The following is an 18,824-nucleotide window of genomic DNA, read 5'->3' as shown; positions in this document are numbered from 1 at the left end:
GGGGGCGGAAGCCTGCGGCTTGAGCATTTCCTGGCGGAAATGCGGCGGTGCTGACGCACCGCCAGGTGCGGGGGTGCCGCCTGGCGGCGTCACCGTGGGTGGTTGCCCGAGGCTGCGCCTCGGAGCCCGGCTGCGCCGGGCGGGGGTGGCTGGGGCCTATTCGCCTGCGGCGAATTAGTGGGCGGGTGGCGGCCCCTGTCGGGGCCTCAACTTCGGGGTGGTGGGGCACGGGCCTGCGGCCCGCCATGGACAGCGTTGACGATGTGACGCGAATTTCGGGTACAGGGCCCTCCCCTGCGGGGCGGCCCCAGCGTTCACGATGTGACGTGAAATTCGGGTAGAAGGCCCTCCCCTGACGGGGAGGGCGATATCCGGAACGGCACCCGTTGACGATATGACGCGAATTGCCGACAACAACGTCTCACCCGGGGCCGGCACCCACCCGGGCGGCGGCCCCGGCAGCAGCCGCCAGGCGCAGCACGACCGGCACCGACGCCGGGCGCCCCGGACAGGCCTCCCACCGGCCCTCTCGCACCCGTGCCAGGGCGGGGCGTCGAAGATGCAAGAGCTGTCACCATCCCGACCCCCACACCACCCCAGGAACCAGGGGCCAGGGACACCCCGGACAACAGCCCCCAGACCGTCACACCCCGCCCCGTCAAAAGCGCCTGGACGGGGCGCAGCACAGGGCCCTCGAAAACGCACGGGCATGTCACCGGACCAGCCCTCCCAAGACGCACGAGGATGTCACCAGACCCGCCCTCCCGAGACGCGCGGCATGTCACTGGGAAACCCATCCCGACGCCCGACCAAAACCCCGCACCACAGATCCCCAGAACACCCCGATACGCGGACACCGGAAAGCCATCCCCAGCCACCCGGGATTCCGAACGAAACGCAACGCCACCCGCTACCCGCATATACCGGCGAAAAACACCCAGGAGCCACCCTTCTGAAAAAATACGAGGCGCAGCACGGCACAGGAACGTCAGAAAAAGAGGCCAGGCCCCGGCAAAAGGCCGGGGCCTGGCGGCCCCTCAGAGAGCGGCGGGGGGTGTCGCCTGCGGCGCCACCGAGAAAAAGGCACCGCGCGCGGAGGGTGCGGGAAAACAGGCGGAGGCGGGGGCCTGGCGGCCCCTCAGAGAGGCTGCGGGAGGTGTCGCCTGCGGCGCCACCAGGCGGCGGGTACCCGGGGCACGGGGCGGTGGGCCGGGGCGGACGGTGAGTCGGGGCTGGCGCGGTGGCCTGCGGCCCCCGACCGGACCACAGACACCGACCCGGGGCCACGGGCAGGTCGGCCCAGGTGACCCGTCTCATCGGGAGCAGGGCAGAGGCACACAGCCCCGCCTGATGCCCCGCCACCAGGACGAACGACCCCCCAATGACACAACCCCACAGCCCCCGACCGTCGGCGGCCGGAACGACAGACCGGGACCGGCCTGCCACCGCGCCCCCGGCACCACCATCCGAAGGCCGGCCCCGACGGCGGCCGACACCTCACGGTCGACGGCCCAGACAGCGGCCCCGCGCCCGGACAGCACCCGTAGCCCCATCCAGCCCCCCGGTCACACCCACCTTCGACCCAGAACAGAGCTGTCCGAGATCAACGGGCGTGGGTACCCGTAGGCTCCCGGCCATGCCCACCGAGAACAAGGCTCAGAACAGCCCGAAGCACTGGCAGGAGTGCACGGGTGCGTACGACTTCCTGGAGCAGGTGCGGCTCCGCCCTGGCGTGTGGCTGCCCGGCGGCTCACTGCGGCACCTGGAGTCGATGCTGATCGGCTATCGCGTGGCTTTGGGTGTCCACCGGGTCGAGGAGGACTTTGACTTCTGGCCTGAGGACTCGTTCAAGGAATGGCTCTGGCGCCACCTCGGTCGACACAGCCCGCTCGGCTGGGCCGCCGAGATCGAACGGGAGACGCCTGCGGGCTCGACACCCGTCGCGGAGTTCTTCCGGCTGCTGGACACATTCCGCGCCGAGCAGGACCGGCTCGTTGCCGGCCGACGATCCCTGACAGCGCCCTCCGCGGCCGAACACCCAGCCATGCAGGTGGTCCGCATCGAGATCGACCGGCATGACTGGGACGCCATGGCATGCGGCTGCGGCCATCCCGCGAGCCATGTGCCCGCCGCGCTGGTGCGGCTGATCAGCGCCCGCACCCAAGGCGAAGCCACCTTCGCCGAGCTCGACAACCACGTCATGATCCAGTCCAACCTGATGGAGCCCGCACCCGCCGCCACCGCCGTCGTCCTGGCCGCTCTGGCCGACCCGACACTCACCACGCCCGTTGCCCGCACCGCGCTGCTCGAACTTCTCCTGTCCTTCAGCGCCGGCGACACCATCCAGCAAGAGGAGTGCGAGGCGTTGATTCGCGCAGGGATCTGGATCCTCTACCGCGAACTCGTCAACCACCCCTCGATCACTGCCCGGACGCACGCCTACGAGACCCTGAGCAACCTCGACACCGAGACGAACCGACTCACAGCCTTCCACCGGGCGATCCACGACCACCTGCCCGCAGACCTGCACTAACCACCCCGCCGATGGGAAACGATCTCCAGGCCTCCGGGAAACGATCTTCGACACTCGCAGAGAGCCACTGATCACAACCTCTCGTGAACACCCCCAGCTGTCGCACCCAGACCACACACAGCCACTCGCCGCTATCCGCCCATGTCACGGCACACGACACCACCCCACACGGCGAACCGGCGGACCGCCGGGCGCGACAAGCCCACACGACAGCGCAGACAGGTACCCGAACGGCCTCCAAGGCGGGCACCGGAGCGGCCTGACGGCCACCCACACCAAGCCCCCCGGGCCCGGGGCGCAGCACGACCCGCAACACCGACCCGCAACCCCGGGGCCACCAAAGCAACCGGCGGGGGCAGGGCGGGTACGGGCGGTGCGGGGACGACGGGGGCGGGGCGCAGCAGCCGCAGGGACGCCGGGTGCGGGGCGCAGCAGCTGCGGGGCGGCGGGCGCCGGGCTCGGCCCGAATTCTGACCACCACGGCGCCACACGCGAAAATTCAACCCAGAAAAACCGCCAGCGGCAATCGGCGACCAAATACGAGCCCGGATAACCCCGTCACCCGAACGAACACCCCACACCATCCCTCGGACCAACACACAAAGTCACCGATCCGGCCTCATCACGCCACCTCGACAGGCCCAGGTAAAGGTCCAGACAACACAGGATCCGAGGCCATTCCACGCCACAGAGAACCAAAAGGTCACACCCTGCAGTCCGTCGCCGGGTAGAGCTTCACGTAAAGCACCCGCGCCTCCCACCACAGGTCATCCGGAGCAGACACCAACGCGGCCACCAGCTCCCGCTTGGTCGGAACGGGCAGCATCAGCGGGGCCAAGTCCTTTGCGGCACGGCCTCGTTCATGCCCCGGCACTCCAGCTGGTCCGGGCCTGCCTCCTCCCACAGCTCCAACAACGAGCAGCGCGATCCGCAACGCCAGGCCCGGTCCGGGACACCCCCGGCAAGAGAGCGGGCTGCCTACTGCTGATGCGGGTGCTCAAGGAGAGCGGGCTGCAGTAGAGCTGCATACTGTAGCCGCGCCCGATCAGACGGTTCGTTCCGCGCCGTAGTAGCCGTGCCGCTGCCTAAACCGCATGGGCTCGGTTCCGTCCGCCTCGATGTGCCCGATCAGCGTGGAGCGCAGCGGCTCGGGCAGCTTTCTGCCGTGGGCTTGGACCCATTCGGTAGAGCTGAACAGCTCGGCCGCACCGTCAAGTTGGGCCAGGCTCAAGGAGTGTGCGGCAAGGGCGGTGAGGACGAGGTCGGGGTCCTCGGTCAGCAGTTGGCGCTGCACGGCCAGGTCGTACCACTTCAGGCCGCCGGTGGCCTCCCGGGCCGGGACCCCGGCCCAGGCCAGCAGGGCGCGGATCCGCTCGGTCGCCTCGGGGTGGCGCAGCCGGATGAGGGAGGCGAGCCTCTCCTCGGCGTCACGCAGTCCACGTGACCAGACCCCGTGGTCGCGGCCCGAGGGTCGGGCCACGTCCGCGGCCGCCTCGGCCAGGCCGGCTGGTGCGGCCTGGATCCAGCGTGTCCGGCGCTGGTCCTCCGCGGCGTTCAGGGCTGCCAGTTGGTCCTGGACCCAGCGGGATCCGGTCAGGCCCCGCTGCGCCAGCCAGTCGGTGAGGGCCGGGCCGTCGACCAGGTCCGCGTCGCAGTCGCCCAGCCCGCGCAGGCCGCTCTGGTGGTGCAGGGTCCAGCAGGCGATCAGGTCGCCGTTCGGGCCGTGCACCGTGATCGTGGGCCAGCCGTCGCACAGGCACAGCTCTCCGGTGCCACCGTCCACGACGGCCAGCAGCCGGGCCAGGTCGGCGATGTCGGCACCGGTCACCTCCGTCCGCGCGTGATCAGCGCAGTCGGCCTCGCCCGGCGATGCATCGACGATCACGACACGCGCGGCACGGCTGAGCACCTCCCGCAGCCCGGCGGTCGTCGGCGGGCCCCCGGCCGCACGTGCCGTCCTCTTGTTGATCACGAACGCCAGGATAGCGACAGCGGCGACGGGGCGGGATGCTCCCGGGCCAGTGGGCGTAGGTACGGAGCAGGTCAGGGCGTCCGTCGGGAGGTGCAGACGCACGGTAGTGGTGGCGCAGCGGTGGTGCACCCCGCGCCCGCGCGTCGGTCAGAGCCTCTCGTGCAGGAGCCGGACCTCCCACCACGGGTCGGCGAGCCTGCCCGCCGGTGCTGCTTCCGTTCCTTGTCGGGGTTGTTGGTCAGCCGGCCGGGCCCAGGCGGCTGAAGGCCCATCGGAGCACTTCCTGGTCGACGCGGGTGCGGCCGGTGCGCTGGAGGCCGGTATGGGTGTGGGCGGTCAGACGGGCCCAGTTGCGGAAGTTGCCGTGGGCCGCGTGCTGGTCGGCGAAGGCGATGTCGCCGGGGTCGGCTTCGGCCCAGATGGGGTGGTAGAGCGGGATGACGTCCAGGACCTCTTCGGGGGTGAGGCGGGCGAGGCGCTGCCAGATGAAGATCCTGGAGGAGAGCATCGGCTCCTTGCGCAGGGCCTGGTAGCAGCCTTCTCCGCCCACGAAGACGACGGCGAGCTGGGTATAGGGGTCGTCCCAGAGGTAGCGGACGTACTCCAGCTGGTCGCTGGAGAGCCATTGGGCCTCGTCCAGGACGAGGGTGCGGGGGTGGGCGGCGAGTGCGGTCTTGAGGAGGTGGTCGAACTCGCTGGCGTAGCGCGGGGGCTGGCCCGGCAGTTGGAGGCTGGTGAACAGCTCGTGGCGCACGGCGCGGGTGGTGGGGCGGGCGTGGAAGGTGATGCGGTGGATCTCTTCGCCGGGTTCGAGTTCGCGCAGGCAGCTGGTCACCGCGACGGTCTTGCCGAAGCCGGCGCCGCCGTGGATGCACATCATGGCGCGGGCGGTGATGGTGTCGGCGAGGTTCTCCCGCACGGTGAGCAGCGCGCGGGTGGCCACGAGGCGGGCCTGGGGCAGGGTGACGTACTGGTCGGTGGGTGCGGGCGGCAGGCGGCGGGTCATAGGGCGTCCTGTCCTGGTGGGTCGGTTGGTGAGGTGGGCCGGGCGGCGGTTCTGACGGTGGCGGGGGTGGGCCAGTCGGCCGGTGGCGGGGCAGGCGGGATCAGGTCCGGCAGGGCCAGCGCGGCCAGGTCGCTCTCGTGGTGGCGGGACAGCTCCCGGGCCGCCTCGGCGGCGGTGGCGGCCTCCAGGCGCAGTGGTGCGATCACGGTGGTGGCGGGGGCGAAGCGCTGGTGGCGCAGGTGCTCGGCAGCCTTGGCTTCGGCCCGCAGCCGCTGTGCGCGCCGGGCGCGGACGCGGCGCAGCGCGGAGAGCTGTTCGGGAGTTGCCTGGTCGGCCAGGTGGGCGGTGCCCAGACGGCGGCCGGCGGGGTCGCAGATCTCGATCTCGTGGGTGTGGTGGGGCATGAACCGGACCCTGACCTCGCGGCCGGCCTGCCCGGTCATCCAGTCGGCGAGGTAGTCGCGATTGCGGAAGCGCACGCCGTGGCTGGTGATCACGCGGGTACGGCCGTCGTCCTCGAGGGTGAAGGACCACAGATCCGTGGGCGGGATGTCGGTGAGCGGTGTCGGATCCGCCTGCCAGGCCTGCAGCGGGCTGTGGCCGTTCAGGCCCTGCGGGTGGTGCTCGGTGTTCCACCAGGTGACCCAGGCCAGGACTTCGGCGGTGAAGTCCTCGAAAGACAGGACGGGTGCGGTGGGCAGGCGGTCGGGGCGGCGGCGGGGCTGTTTGGTGCGGTAGCCGGGCAGGGCGGCGAACAGCATCCGTGCCGCGCTGCGGTTCAGGTTCTCGATACTGCCCTTCAGGTGGGGGCTGTAGGCGGGCAGGTCGTCCACGGTCGTGCCGAACGCGTCGAAGGCCGCGGTGACAGTGCGGGAGAGAAAGTCCTTGCCGCGGTCAATCCGCACCGTCTCCGGCCGGCCCCCGACAGGTCCGTACGGCCCGGTGCGCAGCACCGCCGAGCGCAGCGCCGCCAGGATCGAGGCCCGTGAAGGGACGCCCGGTGTCACCGCCACCCCCGTGATGGCCTTCGTCGCGCAGTCGATGAACCAGGTGACGTAGGGGCGTACCAGCTGGCCGTCGGCGACGACGCGCAGCGGGGCCTGGACGTGGTCGCCCTCCCAGGTGTGGTTGCGCCACGTCCGCGGTCGTTTGCCGAACACGTCCAGCGCCCGGGCCGCCTCCGGGCCCTTGCGGTACCCGGCCCGCTCCCCCGCCGTCAGATCCCGGCGCACCGCGCGCAGGAACGTCGCCAGCGACGGCACCCGCTCCAGCACGGGAACGGCCGCGGGTGGCGCGCCGCCAGGGATCGCCGCCCCGACCGGCCGGGGCGGCCCTGGCGGCGGGGTGGCCCCGTCGGACGCGCTGTCGGCTCCGCCGGCCGCGGTGGCGGCTCCGGTGGCCGAGTGGGCGCGGGCGAGGAGCTCGCGGTGGACTGCGGAGGCGTTGCCGCGCCAGTAGGCCAGCAGTACCCGGACCTCGGGGGTGATCTCGAACCGGTCGGTTCGGCGTGCCCCGGGTGAGCCGGCCGCGGCGGGTGCGGTGGCGGCGTCGGCCAGCCATCGCCACACCGTCCGGTCCGACACCGCCAGGCACTGCGCCGTGGTGCGAACGTGCGCACGCGTGAGCCGGCCCTCGGCACGCAGGACGAGCAAACGGCGCACCGCGGGAGCACGCAGGGCGTTCAACGACACCGCGTCCAGGGCAGGCTCGGCCTCGACCGACGCAAGCGCAGGTGCCGGGACGGCAGCGGTGCTGGCGGGGGTGTGGATGTTCACCAGGATCCTTTCGCGTGCGGCGACATGCGGCGCACGCGACGGTCGACGGGGGACGCGGTGACGGTCAGCACGGCGACGCGGGGGCAGTGGCGCAGCGGCCGGGGTGGCGGGGTCAGGGGTTGGGGCCGAGCCGGGAACACGCCCTGTCCAGCAGCGCGCGATCGGCACCGGTGTCGGGGCTCTGGTCCAGGGCCGCGTAGGCGTGGGAGGTGATCTTCGCCCAGGTCCGGAAGTTCCCCCGCGCACAGGTCTCGTCCGCGTACAGAAGATCCGCGTCGGCCGCGGTATGCCACAGCGGATGGAACAGGCGCAGCACGGTGGGGATCTGGGGGGCCTCCAGGCGGGGGACGTGCTGCCAGGTGAGCACCCGCGAAGCCAGCGCGGGGGCCCGGGCCAGCGTGCGCTCGGCGCCGGCCCCGCACAGCACCAGCGACGTCTGCGTGGTCGGGGCGTCGGCCAGCAGGCGCAGGTAGTCGAGCTCGGGAGCGGCGATGCGCTGCACGTCGTCGACCAGCAGCACGCCCGGAGCCTTGAAGGCGTTGATGAGCGCGCGGTCGGCCGCATCCGTGCGGTTCGTCAGCGCGGTCGCCGGCAGACCGAACGCGGTCAACAGCGCGGCCCGCAGCTGCGGCAGGGCCGGCTTCACCGCCACCTGCGCCAGGCAGACAGGCACACGGCGCGGCAGCAGGCCAAGGGCCCGGTGGACCGCGACCGTCTTGCCCTGCCCCGCATCCCCGTACACGCAGGCGATCCCGCGCGCGGCGACCGTGTGCCCGATGGCCTCCGTCACCTCGCCCAGCTGGCTTGTCGCGACCACCTGAGCGCCGGGAACGTGCAGCCGCACCCCCAACGGCACGAACCCGGCGGAGCCATCGGGCACGACCGCCGGATCGGGTTCGGCGACCGGTGCGGCCCGGCCGACCTCATCGACCGTGCCCGGCAGCGCCAGGTCGGCCAGTGCCTGGTCATACACCGCCGGCTCCACCCGGCCACGCCCAGGCCGCACGCCCTGCAGAACACGGCCGGCTTGCTGTTCCCGGCGCACCGCCCGGTGCAACGTCCCCAACGACGGCACCAGCCCCGCCGGCTCCTGCCCCGGCCCGCACGCCGCCTGTCCGGTCAGCTCCCGGTGCAGAGCCGCCACGTTCCCGCCCAACTCGGAAAGCCGGGCCCAGAACTCGTCCGTGACCGTGAAAGCGCCACGGCGCGGAACCGGTCCCACACGACCCGACCGCCGGGCAATAGCCAGCCAGTTCCACACCGTCCGCACCGACACCCCAGCCGACTCGGCAGCGATCCGCACATGCACCGACGCCAGAGTCCCGGCCTCATCCAGCACGAGCAGACGCCCAACCACCGCCCGCCGCGTGAGCGCCCGTTCCCGCGACCTGGACGCAGGCGGTTCCACAGCCGCCACGGAGGCCGAAGCCTCCTTGAGCGAACCAAGCGGCGAGGACGTGGGCACGGGATCGGCGGTCATGAACACCAGCCCACTCCCCCGCCATGGCTGGCCACACAGGAATGAGCAACCCCATGTCAGCCAACCACCACGTGTGATAGGCGCAACTCGCAGATCATGGCAGCAGGTTGGTCACCCCGTGACAGCAACAACCAGCGAGACCATCAGACAGAAGCCCAGCCCAGCAGTCCCCTGCCCCTTGAAAGCCCGTTGCCGCCCAACCCGCTGACACCACCCCACCCACTCACAATCCGAAAGCCTCGCACGACGCAGCCGACAGAAATCCAATTCAGGCACACCGAAAAGGGGCCTACGGCCCTCGCCACCGACACCGCGACCGCCAATCCAGACCGCCCGGAAAACAGTGCGCGCCGTCAACGGGGCAATTCCCGGAGCAACACCACCAAACCGAACACCGGGCAGGACGGATCAGGACGGCGGCCAGGACGGGCGCGGGCACGGCGGGCAGGACGGCCGAGCCGGGCGCAGCGGGACCGGCCTGGCGGCCGACCAGAACGGCGGCCAGGGCGCAGCAGCGGGGCGGCGTCGAGGCCGGCGGAGCAGCGCGGCGGTGCAACACGGCAGTGCAACACGCCCGCCCCGGGCCCCTCCCGGCCACATAACGCCTGTTCAGACCCGCAACACGGCCCCGTTTTGCACCCCGGCGCAACACCGCGTTGCACCCCGCACCCCCTCACCAGGCCGCCGAGCACCAGCCACCGAACCCCACCACTAGAACAAAGGCCGGCCCCTGCAGCGGCCGCCGTACCCGACGGCCCTTGGGCGGCAGCCCGACCCGCGGCTGTCGCGCCCACCTGTCGCGCCCCCACCACACACAGGGGCAACCCGGCATCCGCCCACGTCACAGGGCACGACAGCGCCCCACGCGACAGGGGGCGCGACAGCACCCACACCCCGGCCACCAACCCCAGCAACAGCCCTCGTGCACGCCCTCAAGGGTGGCCTGACGGCCACCCAGCACCACCACCCACCACCAAGGACCGCAGCCCGCGGACACGCGGCGCAGCAGCCGGACAGAGCCCAGCACGGCCAGCACACCCCGCCCCGGACAACGGCGCCAGGACGGCCCGGACGGCCTGGACGGCGGCCAGCAGGCGGGCACGCTCCGACCGGCGGGCACGACAGCGACAGCGCAGCCCCGACCGGCCCCAACAAACCGAACACCGACCCCCGACCCCCGCCAACGAGCCCTCACCCGGCCATTCCAACCCGAACCCAAAAAACCACGCCGGTCAATTCGGCAAAACACACCACACGAAATTCTAAGCCGAACACACGCCAGAAAAGACCGCCCACCCGCCCGACCTGGCCGACACCACCCCCAACCCCGCCAACCACCACACACAGTCACCAAACCCGCCGGACGCCGACCCGGCCAAGCACCCCCTACAGGTCTAGCCAAAGGTCCAGACAATTTGGCATCCAGGCCGATTCCACGCCCACAACGACCAAAAGGTCACACCCGCGGCCCTTCGCCGGGTAGAGCTTGGCGTGCAGTACCCGGTCCTCCCCACCACGGGTCATCCGGGGCGCAGACCAGCGCAGCCACCAACTCCCGCATGGACGGAGCGGGCAACACCACGGGCCCAAGCCCTTCGCCTCCCGGTCGCTGACGCACCCCGGACACTCCAAACGGCCCGGGGCGGGCGTCGGAAAGTAGACAGGCGTGCCGTGACCTGTGGCGCGTTGGCTCGTTCAGCCGTCTGTGCTGGAAGATATAACTGACGGGTGGTCAGACGAATTCGGCGACTTCGTGGCGCGGTTCGCGGGCCGCTTCGGGCGCGTGGAGCCTCCTCGGATCAGCCGGTCTTGACCCAGTCCTGGCAGGCGGTCGTCTTGAAGAGCTTGTCTCCGGGCTTGATGGTGATGGTGGCGGGGCCCTGCACGTTGTCGTTGGCGATGATGGAACCGACACCGTCGCCGCCGTTGTTGCGTTCCCAATAGCACATCCCGATGCCACCGGCCTTGGGGCCCTTGCTCTTGTAGGTACCGGGCTGGACGTCGACGCCGACCTCGTAGCTGCCGTCGCCACCGATCGTGTCGCCCTTGGGCTTGTCCGGCGTGCTCGGCGCCACGGGGGCCGCAGGGGCCTCGGCTGTCACGGTGGCGGTGACGGTGGCAGCAGGAAGCGGGGCGGGAACCTTGGCCGCCGCAGCGGGAACGGTGGCCATGGCAGTGACGGTGGGTGCGGCCGCCGGGGTGCTGCTCTTCTTGTCTCCGCCTACCGCCGCGCCGACGGCGATGCCGACGATCAGGGCGACGGGGGCGACGACGCGGACCTTTCGGTAGACGGGGCGCTTGGGGGCATTCTGAACAGGGTGGCTCATGAAGGACGTTCTTCCTCTAAGGGTGGTGCTCGGACAGCGGCGCCACCCTCGCGCATCCCGGAGCGGCGGCGAGGGCATGTGATCGAATCGTGTCCCACAAGCAGAGGAATCGTGGCGTGACCGGCCTGCCCGACGGCGCCGTTGCGGTGCCGGCACTCCGGCGCGATTCCTCGTTCCTGCGACCCCCGAGCGGTGACCGGGCGGCTCGACGGCGTGCGGGACGGGTAGGGAGGCCCTGCAGTGGCGGAGTGCCCGGTCGGAGGTCTCGGGCTCAGTCGGCGGACTCCCGCTGGCCGTCGTCGACGGAGAAGACATCGGGTTGCGTCGGAGCTGGTCGCGCTGCCGATCGGTCAGCAGGGCGGCGAACCTGTGGACCTCGTCGCACGCGTGTAGCAGGGTGCCGTCCAGGCCGGCGAGCAGTGCGCGCAGGTCGCCGTCGTCAGCCACGGCAACGGAGTACTGGCCCACGACGCGGTGCGGGCCGAGGACGCGGTGGTAGCGGGCGACGACGCCGACACAGTCGTGCTCGACGTACTCGACCTGGCGGTCGCCACGCAATGCGGCGAGCTGATCCGCGTCCAGGTCCGCCCCCACGATGATGCCGTGGCGCGTCCGGGCGGCGGCGGGGGCGGCCCCGAGCCTGGTCAGGATGTCCAGGACTCCCGGGAAGGCCCGCTCGGTGTGCGGCCAGTACGTGGGGTAGACCAGGAAGCCGCGCTGCGACTGCGGCCACCCCGCCGAGAACAACGGCGCCTCGTACGCGCCCGCCACACGGACCACGGCTCCCCAAGGCTTGGTATCGGCACGAGAGTCTGCTGCACGCCCGGCTGGACGGACAAGACTCCCGCACGCGAGGCCTACGACATGGCCGGTGGGTGCACTACTGTGCGTTCCATCGCCATGGCTGAAGCCTGTTGCAGGAGATCGGGGAACCAGGCAGGGCAGCCGGGCCGGCCGGGCTCCGTACGGCCGGCCCGGCGCGGCGGCCTCAGCGGAAGTCGTCGGCGTGGTCGGCGGCCCACTGGGCGTAGGTGTGGGCCGGAACGCCGGTGATCTTTTCGGCGATGGCGGAGGTCACCGCCGCGACGCCGTCGGCGGCGGCCCACTGGCCCACGATCGCGTCGGCCACGACCGGGTGCATCGTTCTGGCGACGTCCGCACAGGCCTGCTCGTCGGAGATGTGCTCGACCCGGATGTGACGGCCGATGGCCTCGCCGATGTGCTCGACCTGGCGTTGCAGGGTCAGGGACTCGGCCCCGTGGACGATGTAGGCCTGGTGCGAGTGGCCCGGTTCAGTCAGGGCGGTCACCGCCAGCGCCGCGATGTCCTTCTCGTGCACCGGTGCCGACTGGGCGAACGGACGGGGAAGGCGGACGACGTTGTCGGTGCGGATCGATTCGGCCCACCAGGTGCGGGTGTTGGTCGCGAACGTCCCCGGCCTGAGGAACGTCCAGTCCAGGCCGGAGCGTTGGACGGCCTGCTCGATCGTGCGGTTCAGCCGGGCGACCGGGTGGTCGGCGTCAGGGTCCAGGACGACCGCCACCGACGAGAGCAGGACCACCTGCCGGATCCCCGCTGCCGCGGCCGCCGCAGCGACCTTGTCGATGTCGTAGGGCTGCTGGGGGTCGAGCATTCCGTACAGGAACACCCTGTCGGCACCGTCGAACGCTGCAGGCAGCGTCTCGGGACGCCCCAGGTCAGCGACGACCGAGTCGTACCCGGGCGTCGGGCCCGCGGCTGGGACCCTGCTGACCGCTCTGACCTGCTCACCGGCGGCCAGCAGGCCGCCGGCCACATGACGACCGACGTTGCCTCGGGCGCCGAAGACCACTGTCGGCATGATGGAACCTCCTGCTTGTCGTGGACGTGAAGTGCCCCATCGACGTGCCTGGTTGTCGGCGATGGGGCGGGGAACGGGTGGGGAACGAGCCGGGAGCCGGAGCGCGTCAGGGCCGGATGTTCTCCAGGTCCGCCAGGAGGCCGGGGTGCCTCGGCTCCCAGCCGAGCGCCTGCCGGGTGCGGGTGCTGGACGAGGGCTGGTCGGCCCTGAAGATCGGGCCGAGCGGGCCGTAGGTCTCCTCCGGCACCGGCCCGACCGGCAGGCCCAGCCGCCGACCGATGACGGCCGCGATGTCCCGCACCGCGTCCCCCTCGTCGGCCACGGCGTGCCAGGCAGTACCGGCCTGCGCCCGCTCCAGGGCGAGCCGGAAGAGGACCGCCGCGTCGAGCGCGTGGACGGCGGGCCAGCGCTGGGTACCGTCACCGGGGTAGCCGGAGATCCCGCTCCGGCGTGCGATGTCGGTCAGCAGACCGGCGAATCCGCCCGCGCCCTCGTGGTGGACCGTGCGCGGCAGGCGGACGGACGTGCTCCGGACCCCGCGGGAGGCCAGGCCCAGGATCGCCGTGACCGTGCGGCCGCGGCCGCCGACCGGCCCGTCGATCGGCACCGGGTCGGCCTCGGTGGAGGCACGGCCCGGCACCCAGGGCGTGCCCGAGACGGTGACCAGGGGGCGGTCGCTGCCGACGAGCTCCTCACCGAGGGTGGTGAGGGCGGCGGTCTCCTCGGCGACGTTGCGGGCGAGGGCCTCGGGGCTGCTGAAGTCGTTGCCGAAGGCCAGGTGGACCACCCCGTCGGCCCCGGCGGCGCCGGAGCGCAGGACGTCCAGGTCGGCGAGGCCTCCCCGCAGCGGCTCGGCGCCGGCCGCCTCGGCGGCCCGTGCGGAGGCCTCGAAGCGGGCGAGCGCGAGGACGGTGTGGCCGTGGCCGAGGAGTTCGGCGACAACGGCGGATCCGATCAGACCGGTGCCGCCGGTGACGAAGACGCGCATGGAACCCTCCACAAGTGATGGGACTCTTGTCCCATCACCGTAACAGGGGTGACGGGACAAGAGTCCCATCGCATATGCTGAGCCCATGGGTCGATGGGAACCAGGTGCGCGTGAACGCCTCGTCGTGGCCGCGGTCGACCTGTTCACGGAGCAGGGGTACGACGCCACGACGGTCGCGCAGATCGCCGAGCGTGCCGGGGTCACCAAGAGCACCTTCTTCCGGCACTTCCCCGACAAGCGCGAGCTGCTGGTCGCCGGACAGGAGACGCTGAGCCGGCTGCTGGCCGAGGGGATCGCCGACGCGCCCTGCGACGCCAGTCCGCTCGAGGCGGTCGCCGCCGGTCTCCAGCGCGCCTCGACCGCCATGGGCCCCGGGAGCCGCGAGCTCGCCCCCCGCCTGAAGGCGGCCGTCGCCGCCAGCACCGAGCTTCAGGAGCGCGACGCCCTCAAGACCGTGAGTCTCGCGGCCGCGATGACGACCGCTCTGCTCGCCCGCGGCGTGCCCGGTCCGACGGCGGCTCTCGCGGGCGAACTGGGCGTCCTCGCTTTCAAGCGGGGGTACGCCGAGTGGGCCGAGGAGGACCGTGGCCCCGGGGACGGGCTCGCCGGGTGCGCCTTGGCGGCCCTGAACGAACTGCGTGCGGCGAGCGCGTCGCTGGGCTGACCGAACGGGCAGCGTCCGGCACCGGTGCGGCGGGCGGGAAGCGGACCCCCGGGCTCTTCGGGCTCGCCGCCCTCCCCCACCGATCCCTTGACGCCGACGGAGCGGGGGACGGCAGGGCGGGAGCGGCAGTCGGCTCACCCGGGCCGGGTTCAGCGGCACAGGGTGCGCAGGGCGGTGAGGCAGTCCGCGTCCCGGCGCTGGGGGTCGGTCTCGGCGCTGGCCACCTCGGCATCCCGGTCACCGCCCGCACCACCCAGGCGCAGCAAGGGCCGCCCGGCGCCCACTGCACCGCGGCGGCCGACTCCCAGCAGCTGACCCGCGAGCTGGTCCGGTGCGCGGTGATCGCCGACCGCGAGGCCGGCGCGACCTGGGCCACGATCGGTGAAGCGCTCGGACTCAGCGCGGACGCCGCCCGCGCCCGCTACGGCAACGTCCGCCTCCTGTGGCCCCCACCCCCAAAGCCCGCCTGACCGCCACCGCCGCCCGCCCCACCCACACGAGCGGCCGGCACCAGCCGGACGCGAGAACAAGAGCACAGCACAGCGCAGCGCCCGACCACACCGACCAACGCCCCAACCCACCCACCACAACCACCAGGCAGGGGCCCAGGAAGGTAAGTCGGGTGGTGAGTTCGGCCCGTCACCCCCGATGAGCAGCGCAAACAGGCGGCAAGCTCGGTCGGAGGCCGGTGGCCGAACCGCGCTGCGGACCGAACCCCCAGCCGGATCCCGTACCGGACCACGAGCCGAACCCCCGACCGAACAGCCTGGTCCCCCGTGCGCGGGCAACCAGTCAACGGGACAGACCCGCGTCACGTCCGGCGGTGGCGTCCGGTGGGCCGGGCCGGGCCGCCGGGGAAGGAGGTCAGGCCAGGGTGCGCTCCAGCCAGTCGAGGACGAGGGTGTTCCGCAGTTGGGGGGCCATGGGGGCGCAGTGGTCGCCGGCGCCCTGGGCGGTGGTCAGGATGGTGTGCTGTTTGGGGCAGCGGAGGAGGTCGAAGAGGTGCGTGTCCTGGTCCGGGATGAGGGCCTCGGTTTCGTAGCCGAGGACGAGGGTCGGGCAGGTGACGAGGTGTGCCACGTCGTCGCAGCGGAACTGGCGGATGGCGCGGGCGAGTTGCCAGAGGTCCTGGGGCGCCCGGCCTGCGCGGGCGTCGTGCAGGAACTGGGGCCCGAAGATCTCGGCGCGTTTGGCGAGCAGCGGGGTGGCCTGGCCGAGTTGCGGGAGGACGGCCTCCTGCCAGTGCCGGTTGACGGCTTCCGGGTCGGGATGGTCGGCGAGGTTGCGCCAGGTCTTGGGCCAGGCGAGCCAGTTGTCGACGGCGCCTGGGTCGGCGACAACGGCGGCGAGCCGGGGTTCGAAGGCGGCCGCGCGGATGGCGAGGATGCCGCTCATGCTCCAGCCGGTCAGGGCGATCCGGTCGGGGTCGACCAGCGGGGAGCACAGGAGGTGATCGACGACCGGATGTATGACGTGTTCCCAGTCGGGACGGAAGGGGATTGCGTGCTCGAAGAGCAGGCTGCCCTGCCCGGGCCCCTCCAGGATCAGGGCGTTCCAGTCGCGTTCGATCGCTGCGCAGGCGCCGAAGGCGTAGAGGTCGATGCTCTGGGCGTCGCTGCCGTTGACGAGGATGAGGGTGGGCCGGCGCCGGGGTGTCCCCGGGGGCGTGAGGAGGTAGGCGGGCAGTCCGACGCCCTGGTACGGGATGCGGAGCCGTTGTACGGGCGGGTCGAGGAGTTCGCCCGCGCGGTGCCAGCAGGCCTGCATCTCGGCGAAGACCGCCGGTTCGTCGGCCGGCCGGGCGCTGCCGAGAACGGAGAACAACGCCAGGGACAGGTACTTGGCGGCACGCAGGTAGGCGTCGCGGGCGCCGATCGTGCGGCCTGAGCGGAGGGCGGTTTCCGCGGCGACGGCGGTGCGGCGGCCGAGGGCGAGGAACTCCTCGTGGTAGCCGCGGCCGGACAGTCCGGCCCGGTTGATGCGGTCGACGGCTGCCAGGAGCTCCCCGGCTTCGGCGGCCCGGTAGGCGGTGGCACCGAGGGCAGCGCGGGTCTGGAGGTCGAGGTTGGGCTCTGGGAAGAGCCGTAAGCGGTCGACGGGGGCTGTGGTGGTCAAGGGAAGGTCCCGTTCCGCTCAGGCCCGCAGGCCGTGGCGCTTGGTGTACGCGAGGTGGAAGACGAACAGCGGCGTGGCGATGACCGGCCAGCACGCGTGCATGGCCGCAGGGGCGGCGTCCACCGGCAGCAGGTAGGCGAAGGCGAGCTGGGCGAGGGCGTTGAGCAGGCTGGCCGCGCCCCACACCGCGGTGATCACTCGCAGGCCGTGGCGGAAGGCGGCGTCCTGGTGCCAGCGTCCTTCCCAGGCGCGCAGCCCGTCCTCGCCCGCCTTGGCATGCACGAAGGAGCGGAAGACGACCATCAGAGCCGGGCGTCCGTAACCGACCGAGGCCAGCAGCCAGGCGCCGATCAGTCCGCCGAGCATGCCCGTCCAGGCCTCGCGGACCAGCAGGGCGCGCGGGTCGCCGGTGAGCGAGGAGAGCACCAGCCCAAGACCGATCATGCTGAGGATCAGCAGGGCCAGGAAGTCGAGACGGCGAGTGCGAACCAGCCGGACGAGGATCGTGGCCGCCGGCAGTGCGGCCGACCAGAGCAGGGACCACCACTGGTCCACGCCCGCGAGGCGCAGCCCGTAGTAGAGGCCGAGCGGCAGGACGAGGTCGAGCAGCGGCGGTAAGAAGAGGCGGGACCAGGGGCGCGGAGCGGCGTGGACGGTCACGACGTCTCCTGGTTCCTGGTCGCGAGGGCGAACAGGGTGACCAGTTCGCGCCCGTAGGCGCGCGGGTCGAAGTCGTCCCCGGCGGCGAGCCGGCCTGCGGCCGCATCGATCGAGGCGCGGATCGCGGTGGCCATCGCCTCCGCGTCGAACCGGCGGAAGGCGCCGCTGCGCTGGCCGTCCCGCAGGTGCTGCACCAGCAGCGCGACGGGGGTGTCGAAGCCCGCCGAGCTGACCAGCGGGCTGCCGTCCTCCCGGCGGGCGTTGGCCAGGACGTCCACCAGTGCCCGTACCTCCACAGGGTGCTCCGCCAGGAACTCCAGGTTCGCCTCGATGTAGGCGGCCAGCATTGCGGCCGGTTCGGTGTGCGCGCGGATGCGCGGCTGCATGGCGACCCGCGCCTGTTCCTGGACGGTGTCGACCAGGGCCTGGAACAGGTCCTCCTTGTCGTCGAAGTGGTACGAGATCAGCCGCACGCTGGAGAGCTTGGCCCGTTTGGCGATCTGCGCGAACGAGGCGCGGGCGTAGCCGAGTTCGGCGACGGTCTCGATCGCGGCGGCGACGATCTGGGCGCGCCGCGCGTCGGTGGTGAAGCTCCGGCTGTTCTCCGGAGCGGCCGCGTCCAATGGATTTACTCGCATGAGTAAAAACTAACACGTGTCGGCAACACCTGCGTCACGTAAAACACGCAGTCGCTTCTGAGTCTGGGCGTGCGGAGGCGCGGCACCGGCTACTGCGGGCGCGTGACCGTCCCTGGACGGAACGGCGGAGGCTTCGGCGACGGCTACCAGAAATGACGGTCCCGCGCCATGTCGCGTCCCTGGCCACGCACAGGGATCACGGGTGTCCGCGGGAGACGCCGTGCCGATCGCGGTAGCGGGCGGCGGCGAGCGGGTTGATCGCGAACACCTGCCGCCGGCCGGTGCGCAGGACGGCCACCAGCAGGCCGTGGCTGGTCTCGATCGCCACCGGGATCGGCGCCGCCGGGGTGTCGCCGTGTTCGGCGAGCAGGTCCAGCAGCAGCCGGTAGCCGGCCGCGTCGTCGGTGATCCGGCGCTTGGCCACCAGCGATCCGGCGTCGTCGACCAGGGCGACGTCGTGATGCGATTCGGCCCAGTCGATACCGCAGAAGATCTTCAACCGACTCTCCCAACGTTGCCTGTTTTCGCAGGCCACGAGCACACGCGGGTCACGCGGCGCCCTAATCCCAGGACTCTTCGGTCCGCCATCTCAGTAGCCGTTCATGACACCAGCGCGCCCCGGGGCCCCCGTCTGCGTCAGAGCTCGAAGGCTCGCAGAGATCAAGAAGGGGTCATCCCTGGAACGGGCTCGCACCATGACCACGGAAACACGATCACCAGTGGGTTTCGCGGCGGCCCGAAGGGGCCGGACAGCGCCGCTCTTCTTTACGGACCTCGCAGGTCAAGGGTTGTCCAGGCATCGGCCCGGCACCCACGCGACCACCAC

The 18,824-nt window shown here is 71.8% G+C and carries 13 protein-coding genes and 1 pseudogene; 3 read left to right on the top strand and 11 right to left on the bottom strand.

The annotated features are described in order from the left end of the window. Window positions 1-1,636 precede the first annotated feature (1,636 nt). On the top strand, window positions 1,637-2,533 hold the full coding sequence (locus ACZ52J_RS02740) for a hypothetical protein (protein WP_465615265.1): 897 nt from the start codon (window positions 1,637-1,639) through the stop codon (window positions 2,531-2,533). Window positions 2,534-3,578: 1,045 nt separating this feature from the next. Here the strand turns inward: ACZ52J_RS02740 and ACZ52J_RS02735 are convergent. From ACZ52J_RS02735 to ACZ52J_RS02705, 7 genes are all read right to left on the bottom strand, one after another. Beyond that, the gene (locus tag ACZ52J_RS02735) at window positions 3,579-4,505 is read right to left on the bottom strand and encodes a hypothetical protein (RefSeq protein ID WP_465615264.1); all 927 of its coding nucleotides are present in this window, start codon (window positions 4,503-4,505) and stop codon (window positions 3,579-3,581) included. 238 nt (window positions 4,506-4,743) lie between these two features. Next, complete coding sequence (locus ACZ52J_RS02730) at window positions 4,744-5,511, bottom strand: AAA family ATPase (protein WP_465615262.1); 768 nt, start codon at window positions 5,509-5,511, stop codon at window positions 4,744-4,746. Beyond that, window positions 5,508-7,286 (bottom strand): Mu transposase C-terminal domain-containing protein, encoded by a 1,779-nt coding sequence (locus ACZ52J_RS02725; RefSeq protein WP_465615260.1) that lies wholly within the window; start codon window positions 7,284-7,286, stop codon window positions 5,508-5,510. Before ACZ52J_RS02725 ends, ACZ52J_RS02730 begins: the two co-directional genes overlap by 4 nt. 112 nt (window positions 7,287-7,398) lie before the next feature. Beyond that, a complete protein-coding gene (locus tag ACZ52J_RS02720) occupies window positions 7,399-8,766 on the bottom strand; it encodes an AAA family ATPase (protein WP_465615296.1) in 1,368 nt (455 codons plus the stop codon). 1,799 nt (window positions 8,767-10,565) lie between these two features. Beyond that, window positions 10,566-11,873: a hypothetical protein gene (locus tag ACZ52J_RS02715; RefSeq protein ID WP_465615258.1), complete on the bottom strand. Its 1,308-nt coding sequence runs from the start codon at window positions 11,871-11,873 to the stop codon at window positions 10,566-10,568. Window positions 11,874-12,081: 208 nt separating this feature from the next. Further along, window positions 12,082-12,933: an NAD(P)H-binding protein gene (locus ACZ52J_RS02710; RefSeq protein ID WP_465615256.1), complete on the bottom strand. Its 852-nt coding sequence runs from the start codon at window positions 12,931-12,933 to the stop codon at window positions 12,082-12,084. Between the two features lie 106 nt (window positions 12,934-13,039). Next, entirely contained in the window at window positions 13,040-13,921 is an 882-nt protein-coding gene (locus tag ACZ52J_RS02705; protein ID WP_465615254.1) for an SDR family oxidoreductase, read from the bottom strand. Between the two features lie 85 nt (window positions 13,922-14,006). Between ACZ52J_RS02705 and ACZ52J_RS02700 the strand changes: the two genes are divergently transcribed. Further along, window positions 14,007-14,585 carry a TetR/AcrR family transcriptional regulator gene (locus tag ACZ52J_RS02700; protein WP_465615252.1) on the top strand — a complete coding sequence of 193 codons (579 nt, stop codon included), beginning with the start codon at window positions 14,007-14,009 and terminating at the stop codon, window positions 14,583-14,585. A 338-nt stretch (window positions 14,586-14,923) separates the two neighbouring features. Continuing rightward, window positions 14,924-15,055, top strand: coding sequence for a hypothetical protein (locus ACZ52J_RS02695; RefSeq protein WP_465615251.1), 132 nt, complete (start codon window positions 14,924-14,926; stop codon window positions 15,053-15,055). A 394-nt stretch (window positions 15,056-15,449) separates the two neighbouring features. Here ACZ52J_RS02695 and ACZ52J_RS02690 read toward each other — a convergent pair whose 3' ends face one another. From ACZ52J_RS02690 to ACZ52J_RS02675, 4 genes and pseudogenes are all read right to left on the bottom strand, one after another. Then, a complete protein-coding gene (locus tag ACZ52J_RS02690) occupies window positions 15,450-16,700 on the bottom strand; it encodes an alpha/beta hydrolase family protein (RefSeq protein ID WP_465615249.1) in 1,251 nt (416 codons plus the stop codon). A gap of 18 nt (window positions 16,701-16,718) precedes the next feature. Then, window positions 16,719-17,360, bottom strand: a complete 642-nt coding sequence (locus ACZ52J_RS02685) for a VC0807 family protein (RefSeq protein WP_465615247.1) — start codon at window positions 17,358-17,360, stop codon at window positions 16,719-16,721. Next, window positions 17,357-17,998: a TetR/AcrR family transcriptional regulator gene (locus ACZ52J_RS02680; protein WP_465615245.1), complete on the bottom strand. Its 642-nt coding sequence runs from the start codon at window positions 17,996-17,998 to the stop codon at window positions 17,357-17,359. The genes ACZ52J_RS02685 and ACZ52J_RS02680 overlap by 4 nt, the downstream gene beginning before the upstream one ends. Before the next feature lie 208 nt (window positions 17,999-18,206). Beyond that, window positions 18,207-18,497 (bottom strand): annotated as a pseudogene (locus ACZ52J_RS02675) (IS110 family transposase); the annotation flags it as partial. Window positions 18,498-18,824 lie beyond the last annotated feature (327 nt).

The organism is Kitasatospora sp. NPDC034035, from assembly GCF_055575755.1.
This window is presented reverse-complemented; position numbering and strand designations above follow the sequence as displayed.

What these genes read in the sequence shown, in the direction of transcription:
- ACZ52J_RS02680 (WP_465615245.1), bottom strand. Translation starts at nt 17,998, where the DNA reads ATGCGAGTAAATCCATTGGACGCGGCCGCTCCGGAGAACAGCCGGAGC.
- ACZ52J_RS02705 (WP_465615254.1), bottom strand. Translation starts at nt 13,921, where the DNA reads ATGCGCGTCTTCGTCACCGGCGGCACCGGTCTGATCGGATCCGCCGTT.
- ACZ52J_RS02720 (WP_465615296.1), bottom strand. Translation starts at nt 8,766, where the DNA reads ATGACCGCCGATCCCGTGCCCACGTCCTCGCCGCTTGGTTCGCTCAAG.
- ACZ52J_RS02740 (WP_465615265.1), top strand. Translation starts at nt 1,637, where the DNA reads ATGCCCACCGAGAACAAGGCTCAGAACAGCCCGAAGCACTGGCAGGAG.
- ACZ52J_RS02710 (WP_465615256.1), bottom strand. Translation starts at nt 12,933, where the DNA reads ATGCCGACAGTGGTCTTCGGCGCCCGAGGCAACGTCGGTCGTCATGTG.
- ACZ52J_RS02700 (WP_465615252.1), top strand. Translation starts at nt 14,007, where the DNA reads ATGGGTCGATGGGAACCAGGTGCGCGTGAACGCCTCGTCGTGGCCGCG.
- ACZ52J_RS02730 (WP_465615262.1), bottom strand. Translation starts at nt 5,511, where the DNA reads ATGACCCGCCGCCTGCCGCCCGCACCCACCGACCAGTACGTCACCCTG.